General features: G+C 71.3%; 28 protein-coding genes. 14 read left to right on the plus strand and 14 right to left on the minus strand.

Annotated elements, in window-relative coordinates; genetic code table 11:
* Positions 1 to 4 precede the first annotated feature (4 nt).
* From ACH35V_RS06385 to ACH35V_RS06420, 8 genes are all read right to left on the minus strand, one after another.
* Entirely contained in the window at positions 5 to 784 is a 780-nt protein-coding gene (locus tag ACH35V_RS06385) for an ABC transporter permease (RefSeq protein ID WP_395970583.1), read from the minus strand.
* Complete coding sequence (locus tag ACH35V_RS06390; RefSeq protein WP_395970584.1) at positions 781 to 1,725, minus strand: ABC transporter ATP-binding protein; 945 nt, start codon at positions 1,723 to 1,725, stop codon at positions 781 to 783. The genes ACH35V_RS06385 and ACH35V_RS06390 overlap by 4 nt, the downstream gene beginning before the upstream one ends.
* 41 nt (positions 1,726 to 1,766) lie before the next feature.
* A complete protein-coding gene (locus tag ACH35V_RS06395; protein ID WP_395970585.1) occupies positions 1,767 to 2,435 on the minus strand; it encodes a response regulator in 669 nt (222 codons plus the stop codon).
* Positions 2,432 to 3,757 (minus strand): sensor histidine kinase, encoded by a 1,326-nt coding sequence (locus ACH35V_RS06400; protein WP_395970586.1) that lies wholly within the window; start codon positions 3,755 to 3,757, stop codon positions 2,432 to 2,434. Before ACH35V_RS06400 ends, ACH35V_RS06395 begins: the two co-directional genes overlap by 4 nt.
* A gap of 31 nt (positions 3,758 to 3,788) precedes the next feature.
* Complete coding sequence (locus tag ACH35V_RS06405; protein ID WP_395970587.1) at positions 3,789 to 4,568, minus strand: hypothetical protein; 780 nt, start codon at positions 4,566 to 4,568, stop codon at positions 3,789 to 3,791.
* Positions 4,565 to 5,482, minus strand: coding sequence for an ABC transporter ATP-binding protein (locus ACH35V_RS06410; protein WP_395970588.1), 918 nt, complete (start codon positions 5,480 to 5,482; stop codon positions 4,565 to 4,567). Before ACH35V_RS06410 ends, ACH35V_RS06405 begins: the two co-directional genes overlap by 4 nt.
* Positions 5,483 to 5,579: 97 nt before the next feature.
* On the minus strand, positions 5,580 to 5,978 hold the full coding sequence (locus ACH35V_RS06415; RefSeq protein WP_395970589.1) for a VOC family protein: 399 nt from the start codon (positions 5,976 to 5,978) through the stop codon (positions 5,580 to 5,582).
* The gene (locus tag ACH35V_RS06420; protein ID WP_395970590.1) at positions 5,975 to 6,835 is read right to left on the minus strand and encodes an ArsR family transcriptional regulator; all 861 of its coding nucleotides are present in this window, start codon (positions 6,833 to 6,835) and stop codon (positions 5,975 to 5,977) included. Before ACH35V_RS06420 ends, ACH35V_RS06415 begins: the two co-directional genes overlap by 4 nt.
* 148 nt (positions 6,836 to 6,983) lie before the next feature.
* Between ACH35V_RS06420 and ACH35V_RS06425 the strand changes: the two genes are divergently transcribed.
* Complete coding sequence (locus ACH35V_RS06425; RefSeq protein ID WP_395970591.1) at positions 6,984 to 7,709, plus strand: S1 family peptidase; 726 nt, start codon at positions 6,984 to 6,986, stop codon at positions 7,707 to 7,709.
* 69 nt (positions 7,710 to 7,778) lie between these two features.
* Here ACH35V_RS06425 and ACH35V_RS06430 read toward each other — a convergent pair whose 3' ends face one another.
* Positions 7,779 to 8,660 (minus strand): multiprotein-bridging factor 1 family protein, encoded by an 882-nt coding sequence (locus ACH35V_RS06430; protein ID WP_395970592.1) that lies wholly within the window; start codon positions 8,658 to 8,660, stop codon positions 7,779 to 7,781.
* A gap of 470 nt (positions 8,661 to 9,130) precedes the next feature.
* On the opposite strand from ACH35V_RS06430, the gene ACH35V_RS06435 reads away from it, so the two are divergent.
* Together ACH35V_RS06435 and ACH35V_RS06440 are read left to right on the plus strand one after the other, a co-directional pair.
* The gene (locus ACH35V_RS06435) at positions 9,131 to 10,483 is read left to right on the plus strand and encodes a proprotein convertase P-domain-containing protein (RefSeq protein ID WP_395970593.1); all 1,353 of its coding nucleotides are present in this window, start codon (positions 9,131 to 9,133) and stop codon (positions 10,481 to 10,483) included.
* Positions 10,484 to 10,844: 361 nt separating this feature from the next.
* Positions 10,845 to 11,528: a DUF6745 domain-containing protein gene (locus tag ACH35V_RS06440; protein ID WP_395970594.1), complete on the plus strand. Its 684-nt coding sequence runs from the start codon at positions 10,845 to 10,847 to the stop codon at positions 11,526 to 11,528.
* Positions 11,529 to 11,616: 88 nt separating this feature from the next.
* Here the strand turns inward: ACH35V_RS06440 and ACH35V_RS06445 are convergent, their stop codons facing one another.
* Complete coding sequence (locus ACH35V_RS06445) at positions 11,617 to 12,369, minus strand: hypothetical protein (protein ID WP_395970595.1); 753 nt, start codon at positions 12,367 to 12,369, stop codon at positions 11,617 to 11,619.
* Positions 12,370 to 12,645: 276 nt separating this feature from the next.
* On the opposite strand from ACH35V_RS06445, the gene ACH35V_RS06450 reads away from it, so the two are divergent.
* Together ACH35V_RS06450 and ACH35V_RS06455 are read left to right on the plus strand one after the other, a co-directional pair.
* Positions 12,646 to 13,191, plus strand: a complete 546-nt coding sequence (locus ACH35V_RS06450; protein WP_395970596.1) for a hypothetical protein — start codon at positions 12,646 to 12,648, stop codon at positions 13,189 to 13,191.
* A 196-nt stretch (positions 13,192 to 13,387) separates the two neighbouring features.
* On the plus strand, positions 13,388 to 14,875 hold the full coding sequence (locus ACH35V_RS06455) for a Gfo/Idh/MocA family protein (protein WP_395970597.1): 1,488 nt from the start codon (positions 13,388 to 13,390) through the stop codon (positions 14,873 to 14,875).
* Positions 14,876 to 14,890: 15 nt separating this feature from the next.
* On the opposite strand, the gene ACH35V_RS06460 is transcribed toward ACH35V_RS06455, so the two are convergent.
* The 4 genes from ACH35V_RS06460 to ACH35V_RS06475 form a co-directional block, all read right to left on the minus strand.
* A complete protein-coding gene (locus ACH35V_RS06460; RefSeq protein WP_395970598.1) occupies positions 14,891 to 15,355 on the minus strand; it encodes a hypothetical protein in 465 nt (154 codons plus the stop codon).
* 7 nt (positions 15,356 to 15,362) lie between these two features.
* On the minus strand, positions 15,363 to 16,385 hold the full coding sequence (locus ACH35V_RS06465; protein WP_395970599.1) for an LLM class flavin-dependent oxidoreductase: 1,023 nt from the start codon (positions 16,383 to 16,385) through the stop codon (positions 15,363 to 15,365).
* 91 nt (positions 16,386 to 16,476) lie between these two features.
* Positions 16,477 to 17,286, minus strand: coding sequence for an IclR family transcriptional regulator (locus ACH35V_RS06470; RefSeq protein WP_395970600.1), 810 nt, complete (start codon positions 17,284 to 17,286; stop codon positions 16,477 to 16,479).
* 101 nt (positions 17,287 to 17,387) lie between these two features.
* Positions 17,388 to 17,816 (minus strand): DUF3237 domain-containing protein, encoded by a 429-nt coding sequence (locus ACH35V_RS06475; protein WP_395970601.1) that lies wholly within the window; start codon positions 17,814 to 17,816, stop codon positions 17,388 to 17,390.
* 103 nt (positions 17,817 to 17,919) lie between these two features.
* Between ACH35V_RS06475 and ACH35V_RS06480 the strand changes: the two genes are divergently transcribed.
* The 9 genes from ACH35V_RS06480 to ACH35V_RS06520 all read left to right on the plus strand — a co-directional run bounded on the left by ACH35V_RS06480 (position 17,920) and on the right by ACH35V_RS06520 (position 25,461).
* Positions 17,920 to 18,432, plus strand: coding sequence for a VOC family protein (locus ACH35V_RS06480; protein WP_395970602.1), 513 nt, complete (start codon positions 17,920 to 17,922; stop codon positions 18,430 to 18,432).
* A complete protein-coding gene (locus tag ACH35V_RS06485) occupies positions 18,429 to 19,508 on the plus strand; it encodes a hypothetical protein (protein ID WP_395970603.1) in 1,080 nt (359 codons plus the stop codon). The genes ACH35V_RS06480 and ACH35V_RS06485 overlap by 4 nt, the downstream gene beginning before the upstream one ends.
* The gene (locus ACH35V_RS06490; protein ID WP_395970604.1) at positions 19,505 to 20,032 is read left to right on the plus strand and encodes a hypothetical protein; all 528 of its coding nucleotides are present in this window, start codon (positions 19,505 to 19,507) and stop codon (positions 20,030 to 20,032) included. The genes ACH35V_RS06485 and ACH35V_RS06490 overlap by 4 nt, the downstream gene beginning before the upstream one ends.
* 73 nt (positions 20,033 to 20,105) lie before the next feature.
* Complete coding sequence (locus ACH35V_RS06495; protein ID WP_395970605.1) at positions 20,106 to 20,879, plus strand: SDR family NAD(P)-dependent oxidoreductase; 774 nt, start codon at positions 20,106 to 20,108, stop codon at positions 20,877 to 20,879.
* 170 nt (positions 20,880 to 21,049) lie between these two features.
* Positions 21,050 to 22,240, plus strand: coding sequence for an ABC transporter substrate-binding protein (locus tag ACH35V_RS06500; protein ID WP_395970606.1), 1,191 nt, complete (start codon positions 21,050 to 21,052; stop codon positions 22,238 to 22,240).
* 4 nt (positions 22,241 to 22,244) lie between these two features.
* The gene (locus ACH35V_RS06505) at positions 22,245 to 23,123 is read left to right on the plus strand and encodes a branched-chain amino acid ABC transporter permease (RefSeq protein ID WP_395970607.1); all 879 of its coding nucleotides are present in this window, start codon (positions 22,245 to 22,247) and stop codon (positions 23,121 to 23,123) included.
* Complete coding sequence (locus ACH35V_RS06510) at positions 23,123 to 23,983, plus strand: branched-chain amino acid ABC transporter permease (protein WP_395970608.1); 861 nt, start codon at positions 23,123 to 23,125, stop codon at positions 23,981 to 23,983. The genes ACH35V_RS06505 and ACH35V_RS06510 overlap by 1 nt, the downstream gene beginning before the upstream one ends.
* A complete protein-coding gene (locus ACH35V_RS06515) occupies positions 23,976 to 24,728 on the plus strand; it encodes an ABC transporter ATP-binding protein (RefSeq protein ID WP_395970609.1) in 753 nt (250 codons plus the stop codon). The genes ACH35V_RS06510 and ACH35V_RS06515 overlap by 8 nt, the downstream gene beginning before the upstream one ends.
* The gene (locus tag ACH35V_RS06520) at positions 24,718 to 25,461 is read left to right on the plus strand and encodes an ABC transporter ATP-binding protein (protein WP_395970610.1); all 744 of its coding nucleotides are present in this window, start codon (positions 24,718 to 24,720) and stop codon (positions 25,459 to 25,461) included. Before ACH35V_RS06515 ends, ACH35V_RS06520 begins: the two co-directional genes overlap by 11 nt.
* The last annotated feature ends 5 nt before the right edge of the window (positions 25,462 to 25,466 follow it).

Genomic DNA, 25,466 nt, shown 5'->3' on the forward strand with positions numbered 1-25,466 from the left:
ACCTTTACGTGATGTCGCGGCGGACGGTCGTGACCGTGGCGATGGCCGCGAACGCCAGCCCGTACCCGAGGAGCAGCAGCACCCCGCCCCAGGCCGGCAGCGTGTCCAGCTCGCCCGGCCCGCCGAACACCGACGTGGTGAACGTGACCGCCCGCACCGCCCCGGCGGGCAGCCACTGCCCGACCTGCGGCAGCGCGAGGGTGACGATGCCCTCGACCAGCTGCACCCAGGCCACCGCCACGATGATCGCCGCGATCTGGTTGCGGATCAGCGCGCCGAGCCCCAGCCCGACCAGCGCGTACAGCGCCATCGCCAGGACCGTGCCGCCGAGGATCAGCGGGACGTCGTGGTCCAGCAGCGACGTCGAGCCGCCCTTGATCGCCAGCGCGGGCAGCGCCACCGCCACCGTGACCAGCACCGTCGCCAGCCCGAACCCGGCCCCGAACAGGAAGTAGGAGATCAGCTTGGCCGCCAGCACCCGGCCGCGGACGGGCGTGACCAGGAACGTCCCGCTGATCGTCTGGTGCCGGTACTCGCCGGTGATCCCCATGATGCCGAGGATCATCATGAACAGGACGCCGCCGCTGGCGCTGGCGTAGAACGCGCGGACGGTCGCCGGGTCGGTGACCGGCGGGATCCCGGTCTCGCCGTTCATCTCGACCCCGGCCAGCGCCACGTACAGGGCGAGGCCCATCAGGCTGAAGCCGAGGCTGAGGGCCAGCATGCCGAGCCACATCCGGGTGGAACGGATCTTCAGCAGCTCCGCCCTGACCAGGTTGATCATGCCTGCCCGCCCTGCACCGACGCCGTCTCCTCCAGCTCAGTGCCGCCCTGTACGGGCAGCCCGTCCAGCTCCGCCATCGTGAGCTCCAGGAAGATCTTCTCCAGCCCGGAGCGCTCCCGGGACAGCTCGGCGAGCACCGCCCGCGCGTCCAGGGCCGCCCGTCCGACGTCCTCCGGTTCGAGCCCGGTCACCCACAGCCGGTCGTCCTCGCGCCGGACCCGTCCGCCCGCGTTCTCCAGCACGACGGCCAGCTCCCCGGCCTGCGCCGTCCGGACCCGGAGCTCGCCGCCCGCGCCGACCAGCTCGCCCATCGGCGCGTCCCGGACGAGCCGCCCGTGCGCGACGATCACGACATGGTCGGCGGTCTGCTCGACCTCGGGGAGCACATGGCTGGAGACCAGGATCGTGCAGCCGTCGTCCGCCAGGTGGCGCAGCAGCGAGCGCAGCCAGTGGACGCCCGCCGGGTCGAGGCCGTTGGCGGGCTCGTCCAGGATGAGGACACGCGGCTCGCCCAGGATCGCGGTCGCCAGCGCCAGCCGCTGCCGCATCCCGAGCGAGTACCCGATCACCCTGCGGTCGGCGGCGCCGGTGAGCCCCGTCCGCTCCAGCACCGTGGCCACCCGCCCCTCGGGGAGCCCGGCGGCCGCGCAGGCGATCCGCAGATGGTCGCGGGCGCTGCGGCCGGGATGGAACCCCGTCGCCTCCAGCGCCGCGCCGACCTCGGTGACCGGACGCTCCAGCCCCGCGTACGGACGGCCGTTGACCAGTGCCCGCCCCGAGGTGGGCGTCACGAGCCCGAGCAGCATCCTCAGCGTGGTCGTTTTTCCGGCGCCATTAGGCCCGAGAAAACCGGTGACCATTCCCGGACGCGCGGTAAAACTCAGCCCGTCCACGGCACGAACCGACCCGAAGTGCTTGGTAAGCCCCTCAACCGAGATCATGCAGGCATTCTTCCAGCCCGCGGCCCGGTACAGGCCGGGGCCTATTCTGGGCCGACCAGACGCGTGTCGTAGGCGAAGATCACCGCCTGCACGCGGTCGCGGGCGCCGATCTTCGCCAGGATGCGGCCCACATGCGTCTTCACGGTCGACTCCGCGACATGGAAGCGCCCGGCGATCTCGCCGTTCGTCAGGCCCCGCGCGATGGCCTCCAGCACCTCGCGCTCCCGTTCGGTGAGCGCCTCCAGCCGCGGGTCGGGGGTGACGGACGGAGCGCCGCCGCCTGACGGCAGCAGATGCGCGTAGCGCGAGATCAGCCGCCGGGTCAGCGCCGGCGCCACCACCGCGTCCCCGGACGCGATCGCCCGGATCCCCGCCAGCAGCTCCTCCGGCTGCGCGTCCTTCACCAGGAATCCGCCGGCCCCCGCACGCAGCCCGGCGAACGCGTACTCGTCGAGGTCGAACGTGGTGAGGATCAGCACGCGGGACGGCCCGCCCGCGGACACGATCCGCCGGGTGGCCTCGATGCCGTCCAGGCCCGGCATCCGCACGTCCATCAGCACCACGTCGGGCCGCAGCTCCGCGGCGAGGCGCACCGCCCGGCCGCCGCCGGCCGCCTCGCCCGCGACCCGCATGTCGTCCTGGCTCTCCAGCAGCATCCGGAACCCGAGCCGCTGCATCGTGTGGTCGTCCACGATCAGCACCGAGATCACGGCGCCGCCTCCTCGGCCGCCGGACGCCCGGCGGGCAGGGTGCACCGCACCTGCCACGCGCGGCCGCCCGCGGACGGGCCCGCATCGAGCGTCCCGCCGTACAGTGCCGCCCGCTCCCGCATCCCCTGGACGCCCTGCCCGTCGCCGTCTGCCGCCGGACGGGCCCGGTCGCCGCCGGTGTCGGTGACGGTGACGTCCGCCGCGCCGTCCGCCGCGCACGCCACCGACACCTCGGCGCGCGCGCCCCTGCCCGCGTGCTTGAGGGTGTTCGTCAGCGCCTCCTGGATCACCCGGTAGACGGTCAGCTGCCGTCCCGCGGAGAGGGCCGCCGTCTCGCCCGCGACCGTGCACCGGACCGGCAGGCCCGCCGCCCGCACCCGGTCCAGCAGCGGCTCCAGTTCCGCCAGGTCCGGCTGCGGGGTGAGCGCGGCGGGGACGGGCGCGTCCTCCTGCAGGACGCCGAGCAGCCGCCGGAGCTCGCCGAGCGCCGTCCGCCCGGTGCCGGAGATCGCTTCGAGCGCCTGCCCGGACCGCGCGGGGTCGCGGGCCGCCGCGTAGGCGCCGCCGTCCGCCAGGCCCACGATCACCGAGAGGTTGTGCGCGACGATGTCGTGCATCTCGCGGGCGATCCGGGAGCGCTCGGCGGCGGCGGCGAGCCGGGTCCGCTGGTCGCGCTCGACCTCCAGCCGCTCGGCCCGCTCCACCAGCGACGCGATGTACTCGCGGCGGCTGCGCACGGCGATCCCGGCCATCGCGATCGCCGCCACGATGGCGAGGAAGGGCACGTAGTCCCGCCACACGTCGTCCGGCCGGTCGGTGCGGACGATCTGGAGCCCGGCCGACGTGATGATCGTCGTGCCGACCCAGACCAGGCAGGGGAGGGGCGAGCGCAGCGCGACGTTGTAGACCGCGACGCCGATCGAGGCGAGGACGAGGGAGGCGAGCCCCAGCCCGTACGCGTCGTGCACGACGAGAACCGTGATGACCGCGCAGAACGCGGCGAAGGGGCGGCAGCGCCGCCACAGCAGCGGCAGCACGAGCCCGGCCACGACCAGCCACGGCGCCGCCGCCGGGACGTGCACGCCGTCCACCGGGTCCTCGAAGGCGAGCGGATGGCCGGCGGAGCCGGTCGCCTCGCCGTAGGCGATCTGCGCGATCCCGCGCGCCGCGATCAGCACGGGGAGCAGCACGTCCCAGAGCCGGGGCCGGCGGGCGTCGAAGGCCCGTATCCGCCGCATGGCGGCGTGCAGCCGCAGGGGCGCGGACGGGACGCCGCCGACCCCGGCGCCGCCCGTCCCGCCCGCGCTCGTCCGAGCGTTCATGCGTTCATCGTCGCCGCTCCGGTGGCGGACGTCACACGTCCCGGCGCGTCAGCCGGGCCGCGGCCGCCGCCAGCGCCAGCGCCGCCCAGCCCGCCAGCCCCAGCACGGCCCCGGCCTTCGACGGGAGGCCGTCCTGGGGATCCGACGTGATCAGCGCGAGCATCGAGTACATCGGGGTGTAGTCCACCGCGACCTTGATCCAGTCGTACGGCAGCAGCGGCGCCAGCCCCGGCACGAGCAGCACGACCCCCACGAACGTGCTGATGGCGGCGGGGGTGTTGCGCATCAGCGCGCCGAGACCGAGGCCGAAGAGCCCGCTGAGCGCCAGGGTGACGGCGACGCCGAGGAGCGAGACGGCGATCCCGTCATCGGACAGGCCGGCCTCCATGGCGGTGCCGGAGAGGAACAGTTGCGCGATGAAGAACGTGCCGAACGCGGCGATCAGGGCCAGCACGAAGACCGTCGCGCCGAATACGAGCGCCTTCGCCCACAGCACCGGCAGCCGGCGCGGCACGGCGGCGAAGCTGGCGCGCGCCATGCCCGTGGACCACTCCCCGGCGGTGGTGAGCACGCCGAGCACGGTGACCAGGACCGTGCCGAACTGCACGCCGACGAGTGGAGCGGCGACCGGATCCTGGAAGTCGCCGCCGCCGTCCCCGGTGAACGTGGCGCTGATGAGCACGCCGAGGCCCAGCATCAGGACGCCCACTCCTCCGAGCGTGTACCGGGTGGACCGCAGCGACCACAGCTTGGTCCATTCCGAGCGCAGCACGCCGGCCGTGGTCAGGCGGTAGGCGGTCGCGGTGCTCATGCGGTGGCCTCCCGGGCGTGGTACTCGACGGAGTCGCGGGTCAGCCGCATGAAGGCGTCCTCCAGCGACACCCGGTGCGGGGCGAGGTCGAACAGCGGCACGCCGTGCGCGGCGGCGGTGCGCCCGATGTCCTCGGCGCTCAGTCCCCGCACGGTCAGCACGCCGGGCTCGTCGCCGCGCACCTCGACGCCGGGTCCGGCGAGCAGGCCGCGCAGCCGCCCGGCTTCGGAGGACCGCAGCGTCACCAGGTCCTGTCCGGCGGACCGGACGAACTCGTCCATCGTCGTGTCCGCGAGCAGCCGCCCCCGCCCCACGATGATCAGGTGTTCGGCGGTGAGCGCCATCTCGCTCATCAGGTGGGACGAGACGAAGACGGTGCGTCCCTCGGCGGCCAGCTTCTTGAGCAGGCCGCGGATCCACAGCACGCCCTCCGGGTCGAGGCCGTTGACGGGCTCGTCCAGGACGAGGACCGCCGGATCGGCGAGCAGCGCGGCGGCGATGCCCAGCCGCTGCCCCATGCCGAGGGAGAAGCCGCCCGCGCGCTTGCCGGCGACGGCGGCGAGGCCGACGGCGTCGATGACCTCGTCGACCCTCCGGCGCGGGATGCCGTGGGTGTGCGCGAGGGCCAGCAGATGCTTGACCGCCGTCCGTCCCTTGTGGACGGACCCCGCCTCCAGCAGCGCCCCCACCTCGGCCAGCGGCGCGCGATGGTCGGCGTACCGCTTCCCGCCGACGGTCACCCGCCCCCGGTCCGGCCGGCCCAGTCCGATGATCATGCGCATGGTGGTGGACTTCCCGGCCCCGTTCGGGCCGAGGAAGCCGGTCACGACGCCGGGTTCGATGGTGAAGGTCACGTCGTCGACGGCGGTCGTGCCGCCGTATCTCTTGGTGAGCCCGTGTGCTTCGATCGTCATGGCACCGACGCTAGGAACGGCGCCCGCTCCGATCGTCCGACCGTGGACGGCACCTCGCACCCGCGCGTAGTACCGCGGGTGGACGCGCAGCGCGGGGTCAGGTTCTGGACGCGGGCGGGGCGGCGGCGGGTTGGAAGAGTTCGATGAGGTTGCCCGCCGGGTCGGTGAGGAGGATCTGGCTGCCGCCGGGGCCGGTGACGACGTCGCCGGTGAAGGTCAGTCCGGCGGCGCGGAGGCGGGCGATCTCGGCGTCGAGGTCGTCGACCATGAGGTGGATGCGGTTGCGGCCGGGGACGGCGGGGTCGGGCGTGGCGCGGGCGCCGGAGCTGGCGGGGCCCGAGAGCAGCAGCCGCAGTGGCCCGCGCACCACGTCGGCGAAGGCGGTACCGGCGCTGGTGCGCAGCGTGAAGCCCAGGTGGGCGGTGTAGAAGTCGGCTGCCGCCTGGACGTCGTCGACCAGGTAGCGGACGCTGGCGAACTGATCAGGTGCGGTCATGACGAGACCTCTCGTGGTGGACGGACGAGCCGGGGCAGCAGGTAGCGGATGCGGGTGTCGATGTCTGCTGCCGTCCGGACGAAAGCGGTGCGTTTTGGGCCGTCGGCCGTGGCCGGGTCGGGGATGCTCCAGTGGACGCGCCGGGCGTGGTCGCCGAAGTCGGGGCACACTTCGCGGACCTTGTCGCACAGGCTGATCACGTAGTCGAAACGCCGTCCGGCCAGGGTGTCCAGGTGCCGCGGGCGACGGTCTGCGACGTCGATGCCGTAGCGCTCGCGGAGCACCCGCACGGCGTCCGGGTGCAATTGTGGTTTGGGGTGGCTGCCCGCACTGGCCACCTCGACGCGGCCGCCGGTGCGGTGGTCGAGGAGCGCCTCGGCGATCGGGGAGCGGGCGCTGCTGCCGGTGCACGCGAACAGCACGGCTGGACGGACCCCGGATGCGGTCGGCGGTGGGGCCTGGGCGGGGCCGAGCGCGGGGTCCTGCGCGGCGTGCTGCGCGGCGTGCTGCGCGGCGTGCTGCGCGGCGTGCTGCGCGGGGGCGAGTGCGGGGTGCTGGGCGGGGGCGAGTGCGGGGTGCAGGGTGGTGCCGGCGGTGGTCAGCGCGTGTGCGCAACGCTCCAGGTCGAGGTGGTAGTAGCTGTCCCGGGCGTCGAAGCTGCTGCGCCGCGCCGTGACCAGCCCCCCGTCCCGCAGCAGCCGCAGATGGTAGGAGACCAGGTTCTGCGGCTCGCCGACCGCGTCCACCAGCTCGCGGACGCGGTGGTCGCCGCCGGCCAGCTCGCGCAGCAGCCGCCACCGCAGCGGATGCGCGGCCAGCCGCAGGAAGGCCGGGACGGCGTGATCCGTGGACTCCACGGCATCCAAGATACATCAAACCGGTTTGATGTATCTACCGGAAAAGTATTCACACTGAAAAATTGGCCCTGTCTAGAAGTGCCACAGAAGTGCGCCGCTGGTCTACTTTTAAGGAGCTTTTGCGCATTACGCGGCAAAGGAGCTGTGCATGCCCACCCCACGCACCATTCCTTTGGCCAGTGCAGTACTGGCCGTGCTTGTCGGAATGGCCCTCCCCGCCGCGGCGGCCGAGGACGCAGGCGAGGCCCGCCCGCCGGCGGTCCAGGCCGCGCCGCCGATCATCGGCGGCCATTTCGTGACCGACGCCGAGGCCCCCTGGGCCGCGTCGATCTATCGCAATGGAGCGTTCACATGCTCCGGGACCGTCATCGCCGCGACGTGGGTCCTCACCGCGGCCCACTGCGTCGGCAGCGGCCTCACGGTGCGGGTCGGCAGCGTCCACCGTGAGCAGGCCACCACGGTCAGCGTGAGCGAACACCAGGTGGCGCCGAAGGGCGATCTGGCGCTGGTGCATCTGGCCGCCGGGCATGAGACCACCTATGCCAAGCTCGCCGACGCCGATCCGCCCGTCGGATCGACGAACCAGATCTGCGGCTGGGGCCGTACCAGTTACAACGGGCCGCTCTCGGAGCAGCTCAAATGCGCCGACGTCCGCGTCACGTCCGTGGGCGGCACGTGCCTCGACCACCGCTACGGCCCGGCGATCTGCACCACCAAGATCACCGGGAATGCCTGGAGCGGCGACTCGGGCGGCCCGCAGCGCTACAACGACCAGCAGGTAGGAGTCGCCTCCACCGCCGACGGCCGGTCCGAGCAGACGTACGGGAGCGTGCCCGCGGGCCGCTCCTGGATCCGCTCGGTGGCCGGCGTCTGAGACCCGCCCCCCGCCCGGATCGCCCGGCCGGAACCTCGTTCCGGCCGGGCGTTTCCGCACGATGCGGGGTCAGTCCCATTCCCAGCGGATCCCGTGCACGCCCGGCCGCACCTCCAGGTCGGCCATGTGGACGCTGTGCCAGCCGGACAGCCGCAGCTCCTGGACGTCGGCCGAGGGCGTCGACACGTTGGGCTGCCAGGTGCGGTGGAAATGGGTCGGCAGCGCGTCCGGCTCGAACTGGACGCGCAGCAGATAGGTGTGCACGGGGAAGCGGAACCACCGCTGGTAGAACGTGGCCTCCGGCCCGTCGTCGCTGTAGCCGAACTCGTACTCGACCATGTAGGTGTCGCCGCGTTGCAGCGGGTGCTCGAACAGCAGCTCCGCGGCGGTGACGCCCCCCTCGGTGCGGACCCGGCCCAAGCGGCAGTAGGACGTCCGGCGGATGTCGGGCAGCATGTCGTCCTCGCAGTAGTACACGGCGACATGCCTGTCGACGCCGTCGGCGCGCGCCTGGAACACCACCTGGGTCCGCACCGACCGCTCGTCGCGCTTGGCGCCGACGCGGACGGTCTCCATGCAGTTGACCCAGCGCAGCTGACCGTCCAGCGGGTTCTGGATCTGCCCGAGCAGCCTGTCGACCTTGGAGTGCACCTCGCAGACGTCGCGGTACGTCAGCCCTCCGTGTACCGCCCGGACCCACCGGCCGCGCGGGCGCCGCGGGCCGAGCAGCGCGGCCAGGGAGTACGGCGCCACGTCCAGGATCTCTTCGAGGGCGCGGACGGCGCGCAGCGACTGGGAACGTTCCGGACGGCACCGCCCGCGCTGCCAGTTGCTCAGGCTCGCCATGCTGACGTGGATGCCCCGCTCGGCGAGCTTGACGTGCAGCCGCTCCAGGCTCAGCCCCCGCGCCCGGATCGCCCCGCGCAACGCGTGATCGAACGAGTCCGCCATCGTGGGTCCTCCTGACAGCGTCATCCTGCCGCTTGCCCGGCGGTCACGGGGACCGAGGCGTCGTAACGGGCCGTCCGCCGTCAAGGGCTGAGAGCAACGCCGAACGTACTGGAGCGGTGGCGGCCCGTCCAGGGGCGATCCGCGCGGTCGCGCCGCGGCCTCCACGCGCCGCGCCGCGATGCGCGGAGGCCCGACTTTTTCATGATTCTAAAGATTCAACTCGCTCGGGCGGCGCTGCCTCGCCATTCGTGGGGGACCGGCCGGACGGCGGCGGCCGCGTCGCCTTCCACCAGCGACGATGCCGTGCCGATCAGGGCCGGGCGGGCCGGGGTTTCAGTGTTTTGAACTGAATATTCAGAGTTTTGCCGCTCGGTCGCGTCGTCGCCTTGCCGTCCTGTTTCGTCGGGCGCAATCTACGGCGCGGCGGTGTCCGGGGGCACGCCGCCGGTCCCTCGATTGAAGGAGTAACCGTGTTCCACCACAGACGGGCGGCCCTCAGCGCGACGGTCACGCTCGCCGCCCTCCTCGCGACGGCCGCACCCGCCGGGGCCTCACCTGCCGAAGCCGCGCCGCCGGGCGCCGGTGCGACGTCGTCCGCCGCCGCGGATCTCACACAGGCCGTGACCGCGGCCATGCAGCACGGGCTCGGCGCCAAGGCCAGATCCTCCTACGGCGTCGCGGCGGGCTCCCACCTCCAGACGCTCGTGGAGCCGCAGCGCTGGTCGTCCGACCGGGCTTGGACGTTCGGCAGCTCGGTCTTCCTGATCCCGAAGGGCATCGAGACCGCCCCCGTGACCTCGCTCTTCGTGGCGCGGCTCTCGGGCGGCGTCTGGAAGGTCGGGCTCCAGGGCACCCCGGACTTCGCGACCCTTTCCCACCAGGCCCCGGCGTCGGTCGTCAAGGACGGTGAACGCGGCCCGTTCGCGCGGACCGTCCAGCCGCAGGGCCTTGCCGCCGACACCGGCCTCTCGCTGCCATGGAAGCAGGGAATGGGATGGGCGCACTGGGGCGTGCACGGCAACAGCGGCCAGTCCCGCCCGTACAACTCGATCGACTTCTACGGCGGCGACGGGAACGTGCTCGCCTCCCGCGCCGGCACCATGTACCGGCACTGCACCAGCGGCGGACGCTGGCCGTACATCACCGTGATGCACGACAACGGCTACACCACCGGCTACTACCACCTGCGCGACGCCACCACGAAAGCCAGCGGAAGCCAGGTGAACCTGGGCGAGTACCTCGGCCGCATCGCCGAGGAGCTTCCGTGCGGCGGCTCGGCGAACGGCGACCACACCCACTGGACGCTGTGGTCGGGATCGGACGGGAACACGCCGGTCGCCGTCCAGGGCAAGACCATCGGAGGCTGGACCTGGTGGGAGGGCGCGTCGGCCTATACCGGCTACGCCGAGCGCAACGGCACCCGGATCTACCGCAACGCCTGCTGCAACCTCGTCAACTACGGCGGCGGAGGCGACCCCGGGAGGACGTTCGAGAACACCGCCAACGTCGACATTCCCGACCAGGGCACGGCGGAGTCGTCCATCACGGTCAGCGGGGTCTCGGGCAACGCACCGCGGTCGCTGTCCATCTACCAGGACATCCACCACACCTGGCGCGGCGACCTGCAGGTCGACCTCATCGGGCCGAGCGGCCGGGCCTACCGGCTCCGCGACCATGACGCCGACGACGAGGCCGACATCGTCCACGAGACGGACGCGATCGACGCTTCGAGCGAGACCGCCAACGGCGTCTGGAAACTGCGGGTCACCGACATGGAGGCCAACGACACCGGCTACATCGACGCCTGGAGCATCACCTTCTGACCGGCGGCTCTCCCCAATCCGGCCCCGGTCGCCCCGGCCCGTACGCGCACACCCGCGTACGGGCCCGGCGGCGTACGGGCCCGGCGGCGTACAGCCATGAGCGGTTGCGCGGACGGCGCGGAACAGGCCATCATCGAAACATGATCTCCAACCGGAAGGGCGGCAACGCCCCGGCGCGGTGACCGCGCCCATGCGGCGCGACGACGCCGCTCGCCCCGCGGCCGATGTCCGCGGAAGGAACGCTCAAGACCGATGGCGGGAAGCAGTCAAGATCCGGCAGGAATGGCTGGACCACGGCCTGTCCACGGAACCCGCAGACCGGCACACCACCGAACGCAGCCTCACTGCGATCTACGCACGAATGTCCCGTCCACGGCCCAGTTTCGTGTGGGCCGACTCTCCGGCGCAGGCGATCCCGCTGGTCGCGGGCCTGCCCACGCTGGACGAGATGTACCGGCAGATCTGGGAGCCGCGTGCGCCGGGGCGGTCCCGGGCGGCCAGTGATCTCGCCACGATCGCGTCCCGGCTCCGCGGCGCGCTGAGCGCGGGGGTCGACTACATCGATCCCGAGCTGACCCCGGCACGGAAGGGCAAGAAGGACGAACGCTGGCCCGAACTGCCTCCGCTGGAGGCACTCCGCGCTGGTGTTCCACTGGGCGTCGTCCTGCATCGGGGCGTCCATACCGCCCTGCATCGGAGCCTCGCCCACGGGTTCCGCCTCCCGGTCAAGGCCGCGCTGACCGCCCGCGGGCCCGTGCCGGTGTGCTGGTACGGGCAGCAGGACGCGGCGTGGATCGCCTACTACGACGTCCTGCACCGGCTCGGCCTGGCGCACTACGACCCGCCCCAGCTCGACCACCTCGGCAACTGGGCCGCGGTGGCGCGCTCGTGCGGATGGTGGTGGCCCGGCGACGAGGTGTGCGTCGTGGTCGAACGGCCCGACCGGATCCGCACCGAGGCGGTTCCCCGGGCATGGCACGACGAGGTCCGGCTCAGCCGCGACGGCGTCCGCTACCGCGACGGCTGGCATCCGCGAGCCGCCTGACCCACCGGCGGGCCGGGACGAGCCCGACACTCTCGTCCCGGCCCGCCATTCTCGCCCATGACGCCGATCCGGCCTGATCTGAAAGCTCTTAAGCGTCCGGGCCTTCGATGTATCGGACGAGCCAGGCCGGTACGCGCGGGCGGGGATACGCCTCCAGATCGCTTCGGTAATCCTCGGGCGGCAGCATCTGGTCGTGCGGGAAAGGGCCGTCGCCGTAGTCGTAGTTCACGGTCGTCTCGCCGCGGTTGGTGACGGTCAGCAGCAGCCGCCACCACGGCCCGGCCGACATTCCCGCCGCGACGTGCCTTTGCTCGCGGACGAGCGCGGCCACCGGTTCCGGAACCGGAACGACGACTGACCGATGGTAGGACGAGAACCGCAGGTGGGCCATCTCGGCGGAGACGGTGAACGCGAATTCGGCCCACAGCCACTCCCACTCGGACGGGCCGAGCAGCGCCAGCTGCTGCACGATCGGTTCGATCAGCCGCGACGCCTCAGCGGCGATCACGTCATCGGGGCCGACTTCGCCTTCGGGGCCGACAATGGTGAACCCGCTGATGATCGGCTCGTCCGCCGATTCCTCCTGTTCAAGCCACTGCACGAATTCGGCCATGTAGGCGTCGGCGTCCTTTCCGCCGTTGGTGGCCCGTTCCCGCGCGGTGAACTCGTCCTGCGCGTACTGCGGCGGAACCGAGGACGACACCTCCTCGATACGGCCGGAGTCGCCCACCAGGAACACCGACCGTCCCACCGGCATGTCGAGAAATGCCATCGGGTCGCTCTCGTCGACGTCCACCGGCGCGTACACGCTCCACCCGGCCTCGAAGCGATCCGCCGTCAATCCCGTGGTGGGATAGTCCAAGCCGCGCGCCCGGATCCAATCCACCACCAAGGAAATCGCTCGCGCCGCGTCCATTCGCCTGGCCCTCCCGCGTGTTGGTCCAGGGCACCCTACGTGGTCGGCCGACGACGCGGAAGTACTAAGCGAACCCGGCGATCGCCCGGCGGCCGCGACGGCCCGGCAGCCGTCCCTTTGACCGCCGCTCACCACGCGAAGCGGCGAATCTCACAACACCTCGACCTTCCGCAGACGCCTCCGAAGGACCACTCTGAACCGATGGAGGTCAGCTTCGCGGAGGACCACATCTGCTTCCTGCGCTACGACTTTCGCGGTGCCACGGTCCACCCCTTCGGAAGGGTCGCGCATGCGCAGATCCGCGATGCCGACTGGAAGGCCATCAGCCCCGAGATACGAACGGCTCACGGCGAGACGCTGTTCATACCCAAACGGCAGCAGCCCGACCTTGAACAGTTCTGCCGCCGCCATGGCATCGTCCGGAAAATCCGCAAGGATATCTGGGCCGACCTCCTAGAACCGTTCCTGGATACGCAGTTCACTCCTGAAGACGAACGAGCGACCGTCCACCGGCTGGGCGAAGCGGGATTCTCGCCCGAAGAAGTCACCCGCATCCGGCGACGCCTCACCCCGCTCATGCAGGCATACAACTTCGACGCCATGCTCTGGGAATGGGCCTACCTCGGCCTGTGCGACCTCCTCAACGCCGCCAACGCCCCCATCGTCAAGCCCAGCCTGCAAAACGCCCTCGGCGACCCGAAAACGTTCTACAACTGGACAATGGAAATAGCCGAACGGCATCGCTGACCATAGGCCGAACCCTGGCCGCCATCCGGAACACATTCCGGCACGACCGTAATCACGTCGCGGCGGCCTCAACTGGGTGAACTTCCGCCCACCGGCACACCTGGAAATCATGGCCGGTTCCGGACATTGTTGGGCACGCACGCTTGGCCGATACTCACGTCCGCCGAAGGAACTCATTTCCTCAGGAGTGGTCAGCGTGCTCCCTCACGTGCCCCCCGCCGTCCCGCCGCACGATCCCCAAGACGGAGCCGCCGACGGCTCCCGCCCGACCCGACCGACCCGCCGCGACATCCTGCGAACCGGCGCCGGCGCCGGCGTCACCGCCGGGCTCGCCGCCGGCCTCACCGGCTTCGCCGGCCTCCCGGCGGTCGCCGACGAATCCACCGGCCGGGAGCCTCCCCGGGGCCGCGAGAAGACGATGACCGACGTCCCCTTCGAGGGATTCGACACCGTACGCGTGGCGATCATCGGGCTCGGCAACCGCGGAGCGGGGCAGCTTCCGCTCTTCTTCCCGATCCCCGGCGCGCGGATCACCGCGCTGTGCGACATCCGCCGCGAGCAGACCGAGCGGGCCGCCGACCGGGTCGAGACCGAAGGCGGGCAGCCCCGCCCGGCGACCTACAGCAAGGGCGAGGACGACTACCGCAACCTCGTGACCCGCGACGACGTGGACCTCGTCTACATCGCCACCCCCTGGGAGTGGCACTACCCGATGGCGAAGGCCGCGCTCCGGCACGGCAAGCACGTCGCCGTCGAACTGCCGATCGCGACCCGGCTGGACGACATCTGGGACCTCGTCCGAGCGTCCGAGCAAACACGCAAACACTGCTGGCTGCTGGAGAACTGCAACTACGGGCGCGAAGAACTCCGCGTCCTGACGATGGTCAAGCAGGGCCTTTTCGGCGACCTGCTGCACGGGTCCGGCGGCTACGTCCACGATCTGCGCAACCCGTACCTCTTCCACGGCGCGTATTACCCCGAGGGCTGGCGCCGCAAATGGCACACCCGGACGAACGCCAGCCATTACCCCATGCACGGCCTCGCCCCGGTCGGCGCCTGCATGGACGTCACCCGCGGCGACCGCTTCGTCCGCCTGGTCTCGGTGGCGTCCCCGGCGTTCGGGCTGGCTCTCTACCGCAAGGAGCACATGCCGCGCGACCACCCGTCCTGGAAGGACGACTACATCTCCGGCGACCGCAACACCTGCTTCATCGAGACCGCGAAAGGGCGCTTCCTGCGCGCCGAGCACGAAGTGTCGACCCCGCATCCCTACAGCAGGGCGAACACCCTCGTCGGAACCCGCGGCGTCTGGTCCGGCGATCCGCAGCGCATTTACCTGGAGACCCTCGGCCACGCCAATCACACCTGGCGGGACTTCAACGACGACTTCAAGAACTACGACCATTGGCTGTGGACGGACGTCGGCCCAGGCGGTGGCGGCCACGGTGGCATGGACTACATCTCCCTCTGGCGCACCATCCAGCTGATGCGGCTGGGCCTGACACCGGACATCGACGTCTACGACTCGGCGTCCTGGTGCTCGGTGGTCCCGCTGAGTGAACGGTCACTCAAGATCGGCAGCCGCGCGGTCGCGGTCCCGGACTTCACCCGCGGCCACTGGAAAAAGCCACGCCCCGGCCTCTCCCGAGGCCGCCCCACCCAACCCGCCACCGCCCGCTCCTGACAGGCCCGGCCATTCTCAGAGAGCGTCGGGAACGAAGTCGGGAGCCGTGTCCGCATCGACCAAGCGCCATCCGAAAGCCCGCAGCGTGACGTCCTTCCTGGTGCCGAAACGCCGCAGCAGATCGGGCCATTCTCCGGGAGGCAGCCGGTCTGCGACCTCCTGGAACAATGCCTGCGCTCCGTAGCCCAAAGCTTCGGCGACGAAGAAGTGTATCGCCCAGCTGACCAACGAATCCCGCCAATCGCGGCCCCTGCGGCATTCGGCCATGCCATGTGCCAAGAGCCCGTCGCGCAGTCGCTCGACTGAACCCGATCTCAGCGCAAAAGTCGCGGATCTCATTCCGTACCGTGCCAGCGAGGTCACGTCGGATTCCTGCAACGCGTCGATAAAGTGAGCATCGATGTGCGCGGGCGCCCGCTTCAGGATTTCCGCCGCGTGAGCGTCGCCGTCACCCGGGATTCGAATCAAATTGGGTTGCACACGTTCATCATTCCGCAAGGGTCGTGGACGTGTTCAAGCGTTCGCCCGGGGCCAGGCCGGTGATCACGTCCGCGTAGGGCCAGGCGCCATCGACCGGTACCGGGTACAGGACGGGGAGGTCGACGCCGGCCTTCCGGTACTCCTCGATCCGGGCGCTGCACGCGGCTGGGTCGCCGTGGGCCACGAACGAGTCCGCGACGTGCTGCGGCACGTGCCGGACCGCGCCGGCCCAGTCGCCCGCGCGGGCCAGCTCCCGGACGGTGTCGAGCGGGTCGCCGAACAGGCTCGGCGCCGCGGGATGCAGGGCATAGCGGGGAACGATGGCGCACGCCCCGCGGGCCGCGGCCGCCGCGTCGTCGGCCAGGCAGGTGTGGACGACGCAGACGATCTCGACGTCCGCCGGATCCCTCCCCGCCGCCGCGGCGGACTCGCGAACCGCGGCCACGGCCTCGGCGGCCCGAGCCGGTGACATCAGGTTGAGGATCACGCCGTCGGCGATGCGGCCCGCCAGCCGCAGCATGCGCGGGCCGAGCGCGGCCAGGTGGACGGGCAGGTCGGGGCGGTGCGGCGGACGGTCGAGCGGCACCCGGCCGGTACGGAAGATGCCGCCGTTGAACCCCGGCTCACCGGCCAGGACGGCGCGCACCACCGCCACGTACTCCTCGATCATCTGGAGCGGCGGATGTTGCGGCAGGCCGAACTGGGCGTTCTTGGCCGCGTTGGCGAGTCCGAGGCCGAGCCGGAAGCGTCCGCCGGACGCGTCGTCCAGGAGCGCGGCGGTCTTGGCGGCCAGCACGGGCGGGCGCAGCGCGGCGTTGGCGATGGCGGTGCCCACGGACACCGATTCGGTCGCCGCGATCATCGGGTGGCAGAGCGTCAGGGCGTCGCCGTTGACCTCGGCGACGAAGACGGCGTCGTATCCGGCGTCCTCGGCGGCGCGGGCCAGTTCGCCCATCTCCGCGGGCGGCAGACCGCTGTTCGACGCGATGGACAGGCCGAGGCGTGCTTCCTGGACGTACCGGCTCTGCATCTGGCTGCCCCTCTCGTCAGGTCGGTGCCCGCATCATTGCAGAAGAGAATTCTGTAGAGCAGACCGCGGTGCCGGGCGGGGCGGGCCGGGGCTAGATGATCAGTTGGTCGATCTCCTGCACCGCGTCGGTGAGCGCGGCGACGATCTTGCGGCGGGCGGGGACGTTCATGCGGCTCGCGGGGACGGAGATGTTCAGCGCCATCGGAGGACGGTTCGAGCGGGGCAGGGCCATCGCCACCGACATCACGCCTTCTTCGCTTTCCTCCTTGCTGGTCGCATATCCCTTGCGGCGGACGTCCTTCAGCGCTTCGAGCAGGGCGTCGCGGGAGTCGATCGACGCGCCCGTCATTTGTTCGAGCTTCGGTTCGGGATACAACTCGATGAGGTCGGCGTCCGGGAGCTGGGCCAGCATCGCCTTTCCCGTCGAAGTGCAGTGCGCGAGGATGGACCGGCCGAGACGGGACCCCACGCGAACGGCGCGCGGGCTTTCTATCGAGTCGACGAAGCGGACCATCTGCCCTTCGAGGGTTCCGAGATGGACGGTCTCCTGCAATTCGCCGTTGAGGCGCTCCAGCACGGGACGCGCGCGTTCGCGCACGTCGAGGCGCCCCAGCAGCGAGAACGCGATCTTGTCGAGCGACGGCCCCGGCTCGTACATCCGGGACTGGCGGTTCTGCCGGACGAAACCGCGGTATTGCAGCATGGCGAGGAGCCGGTGAGCGGTCGACGAGGCCACCCCGAGGTAATCTCCCGCGTCGGTCAGGCGCAGGGCGCCGCGTTCGCCGATCAGCCAGAGCAGCCGCAGGGCGTTGTCGACCGACTCGATCGGGTACTGCGGGGGCGCGGAGTGCTCCGGCTCGATGGGCGGATCCGCGTCCGGACTTGCGGCGTGGTCGGGCATTGGTGCCTTTCTGGCGGTCGTCATGGAACGCAGCTCTCGTGCACGTCGGGCAACGTACCCGATCGAGACTTTCCATTATCGCGCCCTGCGACGCCGTGCGGTCAGGCTCCGGCGGTCAGGGCGTACAGCTCGTAGACGAGCGTGCTGCCCGTCCGGCGGCCCATGCCGACCGCCTGGATCCGGTTCAGCCATCCGTACCGCTCGTCGTCGGTCTCGAAGGTGGGCGCGGTGAAGATGACGCCCCCGTCCGCCGGCGGCCGGTCCGCCTTCCCCCGGTAGGTCATCGCGATGACGGCGCCGTCGTCGGTGCGCAGCAGGATCCGGGCGTCCACGCTGACCGTGGAGTCCGCGTGGACGCGCACCCAGTCGCTGGCGCTGCGCCCGAGCTGGCTCGCCCGGACGCGATCGCCCTCCCACCGGCAGTCGGCGGCCTCGCCGATCAGGCGGCCGCCCTCCGGGGTGGACGGCAGCCTCGTCTGCCGCTCGATCGTGATGGTCAGCGTGCCCAGCGGGTCCAGCTCGATGCCCACGCGGTCTCCTTCTGGCTGCTCGGGGGTTGACATCCGGATGCACAGAAAAGCATTCTGCATTGAAGAAATCAACAGACACCCTCGCTGATCAGAGAGGCCAGCCATGACTGGATTCGCCCGACCTCGCGGCCTCAACCACGTCGCGTACGTGACCCGTGACACCGCCGCGACGAAGCGCTTCTACACCGAGCTGCTCGGCCTGCGGCTGGTCGGCTACGCCATGGACGACAGCGTGGGCAGCACCGGGGAGCCGACGACCTTCCTCCACACGTTCTTCGAGATGGGGGACGGCTCGTGCCTCGCGTTCTTCGAGATCGAGGGCGTCGACGTCGACCACCACGAGTCGCCGCTGCCGCGCTGGGCGCCGCACATCGCGCTCTCCCTCGACAGCCTGGAGGAGGTGGAGGCCGCCCGCGACCGCCTGGTCGCGGCCGGAGTCGAGGTGAAGGGCGTCGTCGATCACGAGGGCATCTGGTCGTCCATCTACTTCTTCGACCCCAACGGCGTGCGCCTGGAGCTGACCTACCAGAACCGGCCGCTGAACGACGACGACGCGGCGGCCGCGGAGAAGGCGGTGAAGACCTGGGCGGACGAGCACGGCTCGGTCACCGCATGACGGTCGCGTCCCGCATGACGCTCGCGTCCACCCCGTACACGGTCGCCGACGACGACGCGGCACAGGACCTGTTCACGCAGAACGGCTGGGGCGACGGGCTGCCCGTCATCCCGCCGACGCCGGAACGCGTCGAGAGGTTCGTGGCCGCGTCCGGCATCCCGGCCGATCAGGTGATCGGGGAGATCGCCGAGCAGGGCGCCGCGCTCACGTTGGAGAAGATCGCGATCAACGCGGTCGCGGCGGGCTGCCGCGAGGAGTACATGTCGGTGCTCGTCGCGACGGTCCGCGCCCTGACCCGCGAGCCGTTCAACCTGCACAGCACCACGGTCAGCGGCGCCACGGCGCCGCTGCTGATCATCAGCGGGCCGGTGGTCGACCAGCTGAACGTCAACACCTCGTACAGCGTGTTCGGGCCCGGCCACCACGCCAACGCCACGATCGGACGGGCGGTCCGGTTCGTCCTGCAGAACCTGTGCGGCGGCATTCCGGGCGTCCTGGACAAGGCCACCTTCGGGCATCCGGGCAAGTTCACCTACTGCATCGGCGAGAGCAGGACGTCGCCGTGGCCGCCGCTGCACGCCGACCGGGGCGTCCCGGCCGACGAGAGCGCGGTGACGGTGTTCGCCGGCGAAGCGCCCGTCAACGCGCGCAACGACTGGGCGAGCGAGCCCGGCCCGATCCTCGCGACGATCGCCGACGCGATGCTGCCGTGCCACTACACGGACGGGAGCTTCGTCGTGGTGATCGGACCCCGGCACGCCGAGATCATCCAGCGCGCCGGGATGGACAAGGCGGCCGTACGCGAGGAGCTGTTCCGCCTGGCCAGGCGCAGCGTCGGAGCGCTCCGGCGCGCGGGCCGCCTGCCGGGAGGCCCGATGCCGGATGACGAGGGCGAGCAGCGGACCGTCGTCCGGAGCCCGGACGACATCCTGATCACCGTCGCCGGTGGCGACCTCTACGGATACTCCGCGGTCGTCCCGTACTGGGTCGGCGGCCACGAGTCCGCGCCCGTCACCGAGGCGCTCTCCGCGCAGGAGGCCGAGAGGTGCCGGATACCGCAGAGGGAGACGCCATGACCGGAGGACTCGTCGTCCTCGATCCGACCGCCGACACCGCACGCGAGACGGCAGGGTCGCTGCCGCGCCCCGCGTCGCTGTCCGGCCTCGCGGTCGGGTACCTCGACAACGGCAAGCCGAACAGCGACCGCTTCCTCGAACTGCTGTCCGCGAGGCTGCGGGAGGACGGGGCGAAGGATGCCGCCTGGGCCCGCAAGCCCAGCATCGGCCGCGTCGCGTCCGGCGAGATGCTCGACGACCTCGCCGCGAAGTGCGACGTCGTCGTCACCGGAGTCGGCGACTGCGCCGGGTGCTGCTCGTGCACGGTCCGGGACGCGATCGCGCTCGAACGCCGCGGGATCCCGGCCTACGTCGTGTGCACGACGGAGCTGGTCACCACGGCCAGGATCGCGGCGCGGGCGGCGGGCGTCCCCGACCTGCCGCTCACCGTCATCGACCATCCGCTCGGCTCGCTGACCGTCGAGCTGCTCGCCGCGCGCGCCGAGGACGCACGCGGCCAGATCCGCGAGCGGGAGGACCGATGACCGGAGCGGAGCGAGGATCATCGGTCCGACCACGCGGGGGTCTGGGGGGCGCCCCCCAGAAAGGCAGGAACCGGTGAGCGCGGGCGAGCGGGTGGCGATCGTCACCGGCGGAGGCCAGGGGCTCGGCCGGGCCTACGCGACGCATCTCGCCGGAGCGGGGAACCGCGTCGCCGTGGTCGACGTGGCGGGGGACGCGGCGCGGGCGGCGGCCGAGTGCGTCGCCGATGACGTGGGCGCGGACCGGGTGAGCGCGCACGAGGCCGACGTCACCGACGAGGACCAGGTCGGCGCGGTCGTCCGCGCGGTGGTCGAACGGTGGGGCCGGGTGGACGCGCTGGTCAACAACGCCGGTGGCGCGCTGCTGCCGTCCGCGCCCTTCGACTCGTTCAGCCGGGCGGACTGGACGCGGGTCCTCGACGTGAACCTGACCGGGCAGTGGCTGTGCGCGGCGGCGGTCGTCCCGCACATGCGCGCCGCCGGGCACGGCAAGATCGTGAACGTCACGTCGACGATGGTGTCGAAGGGCCTGCCGGTCGGGCTCGCGCCGTACGTCGCGGCCAAGGCCGGGGTGGTCGGCTTGACCCGGGCCCTCGCGCGGGAGCTCGGCCCGGACGGGATCCGGGTGAACGCCATCGCGCCCGGCTACATCCCGGTCGAGACGAGGAAGACGGTGCACACCCCGCAGGCGGCGCAGGCGCTGCGGGAGCGGATGAAGACCGAGCAGTGCCTGCCCGTGGTCGGCGTGCCGGACGACCTCTGCGGCGCGGTGGAGTTCCTGTGCTCGCCGGCCTCGGACTTCATCACCGGACAGGTCGTCAACGTCGACGGCGGCTGGGCGCACGGCTGACGGACGCCGCGACCAGCGAGAACATCCACCACGTAGGGACCGGAAGGGTCTTTACGCACGACCCCATAGTCGCTAGTCTCCAGAAATTAATTCTGGAGAAAAGAGAACCTCCCCGCCGAGACCGTGCCTGGCAGGTGCTTCGCACGCGCATCAGATGAAGGGATCCCACGATGATCAGAACCGGCACCGCCGGTCGCGTCGCGGCCGGGCTGACCGCCGCCGCGCTGGCCCTGGCGGCCTGCGGGGGCGAGGGTTCGGGCTCGGACGACGGGTCCGGCGCCTACAAGATCGGTCTCGTCACCAGCTCCGCGGGGCCGTTCGCCAGCAACTCCAAGACGATGGAGGCGGGCGCCGAGTACGCCGTGAAGCTGCTGAACGAGGCGGGCGGCGTCAAGGGCGCCAAGCTGGAGCTGGTCAAGGTCGACAGCCAGAACAAGCCGGCCACCACCGCGACGCTCATTCCCCAGCTGGCGGCCAAGCAGAAGGTCCTCGCGATTGTCGGCCCGGTCGACAGCGCCGGCTGCGAGGTCGCCTGCAGCGCGGCCAACAAGCTCAAGGTGCCGATCGTGAGCCCCGGCGCGGCCCGTCCCGGCGTGCTGAAGAACGCCCGCCCGTACGGCTTCACGATCGCCCAGCCGGACGCCGACAACAGCACCCCCGTCCTCACCAGGATCATCCAGAGCCGCAAGCTGAAGCGCGCCGCGATCATCAGCGACGAGGCCAACGCCACCACGAAGGCGCAGGCCGACCTGTTCCGCAGCGTGTTCGGAAGCAACGGCGTCCAGGTCGTCAAGAGCGTGACGTTCAAGAGCGGCGACTCCAGCTTCGCCTCGCAGGTGACCTCGCTCGCCGCCGCCAAGCCGGACGTGCTGGCCCTGGCCGCGGGCCCGGACGACGCGGGCCGGATCGCGCGGGAGGTGCGGAGCCAGCGGCAGACCTTCGCGCTGCTCGGCACCGGCTCGCTCCAGTCCGGCGGCGCCGCCTACGTCGCGGCGGGCGGGAAGGCGACCGAGGGAACGCTCGCCGCCGCCCAGTACGACCCGCACAGCGCGACGCCCGCGGCAAAGGCGCTGCTGGAGAAGGCGCAGGCCGCCACCGGCCAGGCCGACATCTCGCTCAACTTCGCCTACGCCTTCGACGCCGTGCACATGATCGCCAAGGCCATCGAGGAGAAGGGCGTGAAGACCGACTCGGATGCCGTCGCGAAGGCGCGGGTGACCGTCCAGGAGAGCCTCAACGCGATGCAGAACTACCAGGGCATGGCCGACGCCACCACGTTCAAGGAGGGCATCGCGCAGCGGCCGCAGCTGCAGGCGGTCGTCCAGAACGGCAAGTTCGTGATCGACAAGAGCGCCGGCTGACCGCATGCTCGCACAGCAACTGTTCAACGGTCTGTTGCTCGGGGCGACCTTCTGCCTGGTCGCCCTGGGCTTCAACCTGGTGGTCGGCGCCATGGACCGGCTCAACTTCGCGCTCGGCGAGACGGCGATGCTGAGCGCCGTCCTCGGCGCGCTCATCATGACCGAGACCCCGGTGCCGTTCCTGGTGAGCTTCGTCGCGGCCACGCTGATCGGCGGGGGAGTCGCGGTGGCGGTGTACTTCGTCTCGTTCCGGTTCGTGTCCGCCGACTTCCCGACGGCGTCGATCCTCAGCAGCCTCGGCTGCGGGCTGGTGCTGACCGCCGTGGTCACCAAGGCGTTCGGCAGCCACCAGCGCTCGGTGCCGGACGTGCTCTCCGGCGTCCGGCTCGACCTCGGCCTCTTCACGGTGTCCGGCGCGCAGCTGGTGATCCTGCTGCTGGCGACGCTGCTGACCGCCGGGCTGTACGTGTTCCTCGAACGCACCCCGTGGGGGACGGCGATCCGGGCGGTGTCGGACGACGCCACCGTCGCGGGCCTGCTCGGCGTCCCGGTGCAGCGGGTCATCCTGCTGACGTTCGCGCTCTCGGGCGTCCTGGCCGGGGCGGCGGGGCTGCTGACCGGGCTGGCGTACCACTCGATCAGCCCGTTCGACGGGTTCACCACCACGCTCACCGCGCTGATGATCATCGTGCTGGGCGGGCTCGGCAGCGTCACCGGCGGCGTCCTCGCGGCCCTGCTCATCGGGCTGATCCAGACGCTGACCGTGGCCTACCTGTCGGCGACGCTCCGCGACCTGATCGTGTTCATCCTCGTCGGCATCGTCCTGCTGGTGCGGCCGCAGGGGCTGTTCGGCCGCAACGCCGGCGTGTTGGAGAGGGTCTGATGTCCAGCTTCAACGAGGCGGTCCTCCTCCAGGTCGGCATCAACGTGCTGCTGGCCCTCGGGTACTGGATCGCGGTCTCGACGGGCAAGTACTCGTTCGGCCACACGGCCTTCATGGCGATCGGCGCCTACACCGCGTCGATCCTGACGCTCAACTTCGCCTGGCCGCTTCCGCTGGCCATGGCCGCGTCGGGCGTCACGGCGGCCGTCGCGGGGGCGCTGATCGGGTGGATGGCGCTGCGGCTCTCGCTGCTGTACCTGGCCATCATCACGTTCGTCTTCTCCCAGCTGATCAACCTGCTGATCTCCCAATGGGACTACGTCGACGGCGCCAGCGGCATGGTCGGAATGACCGGGACCACGGTGCCGCTCGTGCTCGGGTGCGTGGTGCTCGTCGTCGCGTACCTCGTCCTGCTGAGCAGGTCCCGGCTCGGCCTCGCGCACAAGGCGATCCGGGAGGACGAGCGCGCCGCGATGGCGTCCGGGCTGCGCATCACCCGCATCGCGGTGGGCGCGTTCGCCACGTCCGCCGCGGTGACGGGCGTCGCCGGGGCGCTGTCCGCGCACCAGCTCATGGTCATCACCCCGGAACTGTTCGGCCCGCACCAGGCCCTCGTGATCATCCTGTACTGCGTGCTCGGCGGGGTCGAGTACTTCTGGGGCGCGGCCATCGGCGCCATCGTGCTGAGCCTGCTGCCGATCTACTTCGACTGGCTCAACGAGTGGTACGAGATCGTCTACGGCCTGCTGTTCGTGGCGCTGATGATCGTCCGTCCGCAGGGGCTGATCGGCCGGGGCGGCGACGGCGGGATCCGGCTGCCGCGGCTCGTCCCGCGACGGGAGCGTGAGTCCGTTGGCTGAGCCGCTGCTGCGGGTGTCCGCGGTGACCAAGAACTTCCAGGGCGTCGAGGCGCTCGGCGCGGTCGACCTGGACGTGGCGAAAGGGTCCGTGCACGGCGTCGTCGGACCGAACGGCGCGGGCAAGACGACCCTGCTCAACGTCGTCTCCGGCTACGTCCCGCCGGACGCGGGCCGGGTCGTGCTCGCCGGACGGGACGTCACCCGCCTCACCCCCCAGCGCCGGGTGCCGCTCGGGATCGTCCGGACGTTCCAGAACATCCGGCTGTTCGGCGGGCTGACCGTCCTGGAGAACGTGCTGCTCGGGCAGCACAGCCGGGCGGTCACCGGGGCGCGCTCGCTCTGGCCGCTCAAGACCGGCGCGGACCGGCGGCTGCGCGCCCAGGCCGAGGAGGCCCTGGAGCTGTTCGGGCTGACCGCCTACCGCGGGCGCCGGGCCGCCGAACTCCCCTACGGCCTGCAGAAACAGCTCGAAATGGCGCGCGCTCTCGCCGCCCGGCCGCGGGTGCTGCTGCTCGACGAGCCCGCGAGCGGGATGACCGCCGAGGACCGGCGGTCCCTCGTCCCGAAGATCCGGGAGCTGCGGGACGAGGGGCTGACCGTCGTCGTGGTGGAGCACGACATGGACGTGATCTCGAACATCTGCGACCACGTGACCGTGCTCAACTTCGGTCGCAGGCTGACCGACGGACCGCCCGGAGAGGTCCTGGCCAGCGAAGAGGTAAGGACGGCCTACCTTGGCACCTGAAAAGGCTCCTGAAACGGACGACCTGCTGCGGATCGCGGGGCTGCGCGCCGGGTACGGCCGCGTCACCGGGGTGGCGGACGTGAGCGTCGAGGTGCGCCGCGGCGAGCTGGTCGCGGTGCTCGGGCCCAACGGCGCGGGGAAGAGCACCGTGCTGCGCGCCGTCTCCGGGATGATCCGCCCCTGGTCCGGCAGCGTCGTCCTGGACGGCCGTGACGTGACCGGCATGCGGAGCGACCTGCTGGTGCGCGCCGGCATGGTCCACGTGCCCGAGGGGCGGCGCGCGCTGCCCCGCCTGACCGTCGAGGAGAACCTGCGGGTCGGCGCGTTCACCCGCCGGGACCGCGCGGAGGTCCGGACGACGCTGGACGAGATCTTCGACCGCTTCCCCCGCCTCAAGGACCGCCGGGCGCAGAAGGCGGGCACCCTCTCCGGCGGCGAGCAGCAGATGCTCGTGATCGGCCGCGCGCTGATGGCGAAGCCGAAACTGCTCCTGCTGGACGAGCCGTCGCTCGGCCTGTCGCCACTGCTGGTCAGGGAGGTGTTCGCGATGATCAGAACCCTGGCCGCCGACGGCCAGACCGTCCTGCTGGTCGAGCAGAACGTCGCCCAGGGCCTCGCCGTGGCCGACCGGGGCTACGTGCTCACCGCCGGGCGCGTCACCGCGTCCGGCGCCGCCGCCGAACTGGGGGAGGACCCGTCACTGCTCCGGGGCTACCTCGGCTCCGGCGAATGACTTCA

The organism is Actinomadura sp. 1N219 (genome assembly GCF_044326405.1).
Taxonomy (GTDB): Bacteria; Actinomycetota; Actinomycetes; order Streptosporangiales; family Streptosporangiaceae; genus Spirillospora.

What these genes read in the sequence shown, in the direction of transcription:
- ACH35V_RS06385 (WP_395970583.1), bottom strand. Translation starts at nt 784, where the DNA reads ATGATCAACCTGGTCAGGGCGGAGCTGCTGAAGATCCGTTCCACCCGG.
- ACH35V_RS06480 (WP_395970602.1), top strand. Translation starts at nt 17,920, where the DNA reads ATGACTGGATTCGCCCGACCTCGCGGCCTCAACCACGTCGCGTACGTG.
- ACH35V_RS06390 (WP_395970584.1), bottom strand. Translation starts at nt 1,725, where the DNA reads ATGATCTCGGTTGAGGGGCTTACCAAGCACTTCGGGTCGGTTCGTGCC.
- ACH35V_RS06410 (WP_395970588.1), bottom strand. Translation starts at nt 5,482, where the DNA reads ATGACGATCGAAGCACACGGGCTCACCAAGAGATACGGCGGCACGACC.
- ACH35V_RS06505 (WP_395970607.1), top strand. Translation starts at nt 22,245, where the DNA reads ATGCTCGCACAGCAACTGTTCAACGGTCTGTTGCTCGGGGCGACCTTC.
- ACH35V_RS06510 (WP_395970608.1), top strand. Translation starts at nt 23,123, where the DNA reads ATGTCCAGCTTCAACGAGGCGGTCCTCCTCCAGGTCGGCATCAACGTG.
- ACH35V_RS06425 (WP_395970591.1), top strand. Translation starts at nt 6,984, where the DNA reads ATGCCCACCCCACGCACCATTCCTTTGGCCAGTGCAGTACTGGCCGTG.
- ACH35V_RS06450 (WP_395970596.1), top strand. Translation starts at nt 12,646, where the DNA reads ATGGAGGTCAGCTTCGCGGAGGACCACATCTGCTTCCTGCGCTACGAC.
- ACH35V_RS06490 (WP_395970604.1), top strand. Translation starts at nt 19,505, where the DNA reads ATGACCGGAGGACTCGTCGTCCTCGATCCGACCGCCGACACCGCACGC.
- ACH35V_RS06440 (WP_395970594.1), top strand. Translation starts at nt 10,845, where the DNA reads ATGTCCCGTCCACGGCCCAGTTTCGTGTGGGCCGACTCTCCGGCGCAG.
- ACH35V_RS06400 (WP_395970586.1), bottom strand. Translation starts at nt 3,757, where the DNA reads ATGAACGCTCGGACGAGCGCGGGCGGGACGGGCGGCGCCGGGGTCGGC.
- ACH35V_RS06500 (WP_395970606.1), top strand. Translation starts at nt 21,050, where the DNA reads ATGATCAGAACCGGCACCGCCGGTCGCGTCGCGGCCGGGCTGACCGCC.
- ACH35V_RS06465 (WP_395970599.1), bottom strand. Translation starts at nt 16,385, where the DNA reads ATGCAGAGCCGGTACGTCCAGGAAGCACGCCTCGGCCTGTCCATCGCG.
- ACH35V_RS06430 (WP_395970592.1), bottom strand. Translation starts at nt 8,660, where the DNA reads ATGGCGGACTCGTTCGATCACGCGTTGCGCGGGGCGATCCGGGCGCGG.
- ACH35V_RS06415 (WP_395970589.1), bottom strand. Translation starts at nt 5,978, where the DNA reads ATGACCGCACCTGATCAGTTCGCCAGCGTCCGCTACCTGGTCGACGAC.
- ACH35V_RS06485 (WP_395970603.1), top strand. Translation starts at nt 18,429, where the DNA reads ATGACGGTCGCGTCCCGCATGACGCTCGCGTCCACCCCGTACACGGTC.
- ACH35V_RS06470 (WP_395970600.1), bottom strand. Translation starts at nt 17,286, where the DNA reads ATGCCCGACCACGCCGCAAGTCCGGACGCGGATCCGCCCATCGAGCCG.
- ACH35V_RS06405 (WP_395970587.1), bottom strand. Translation starts at nt 4,568, where the DNA reads ATGAGCACCGCGACCGCCTACCGCCTGACCACGGCCGGCGTGCTGCGC.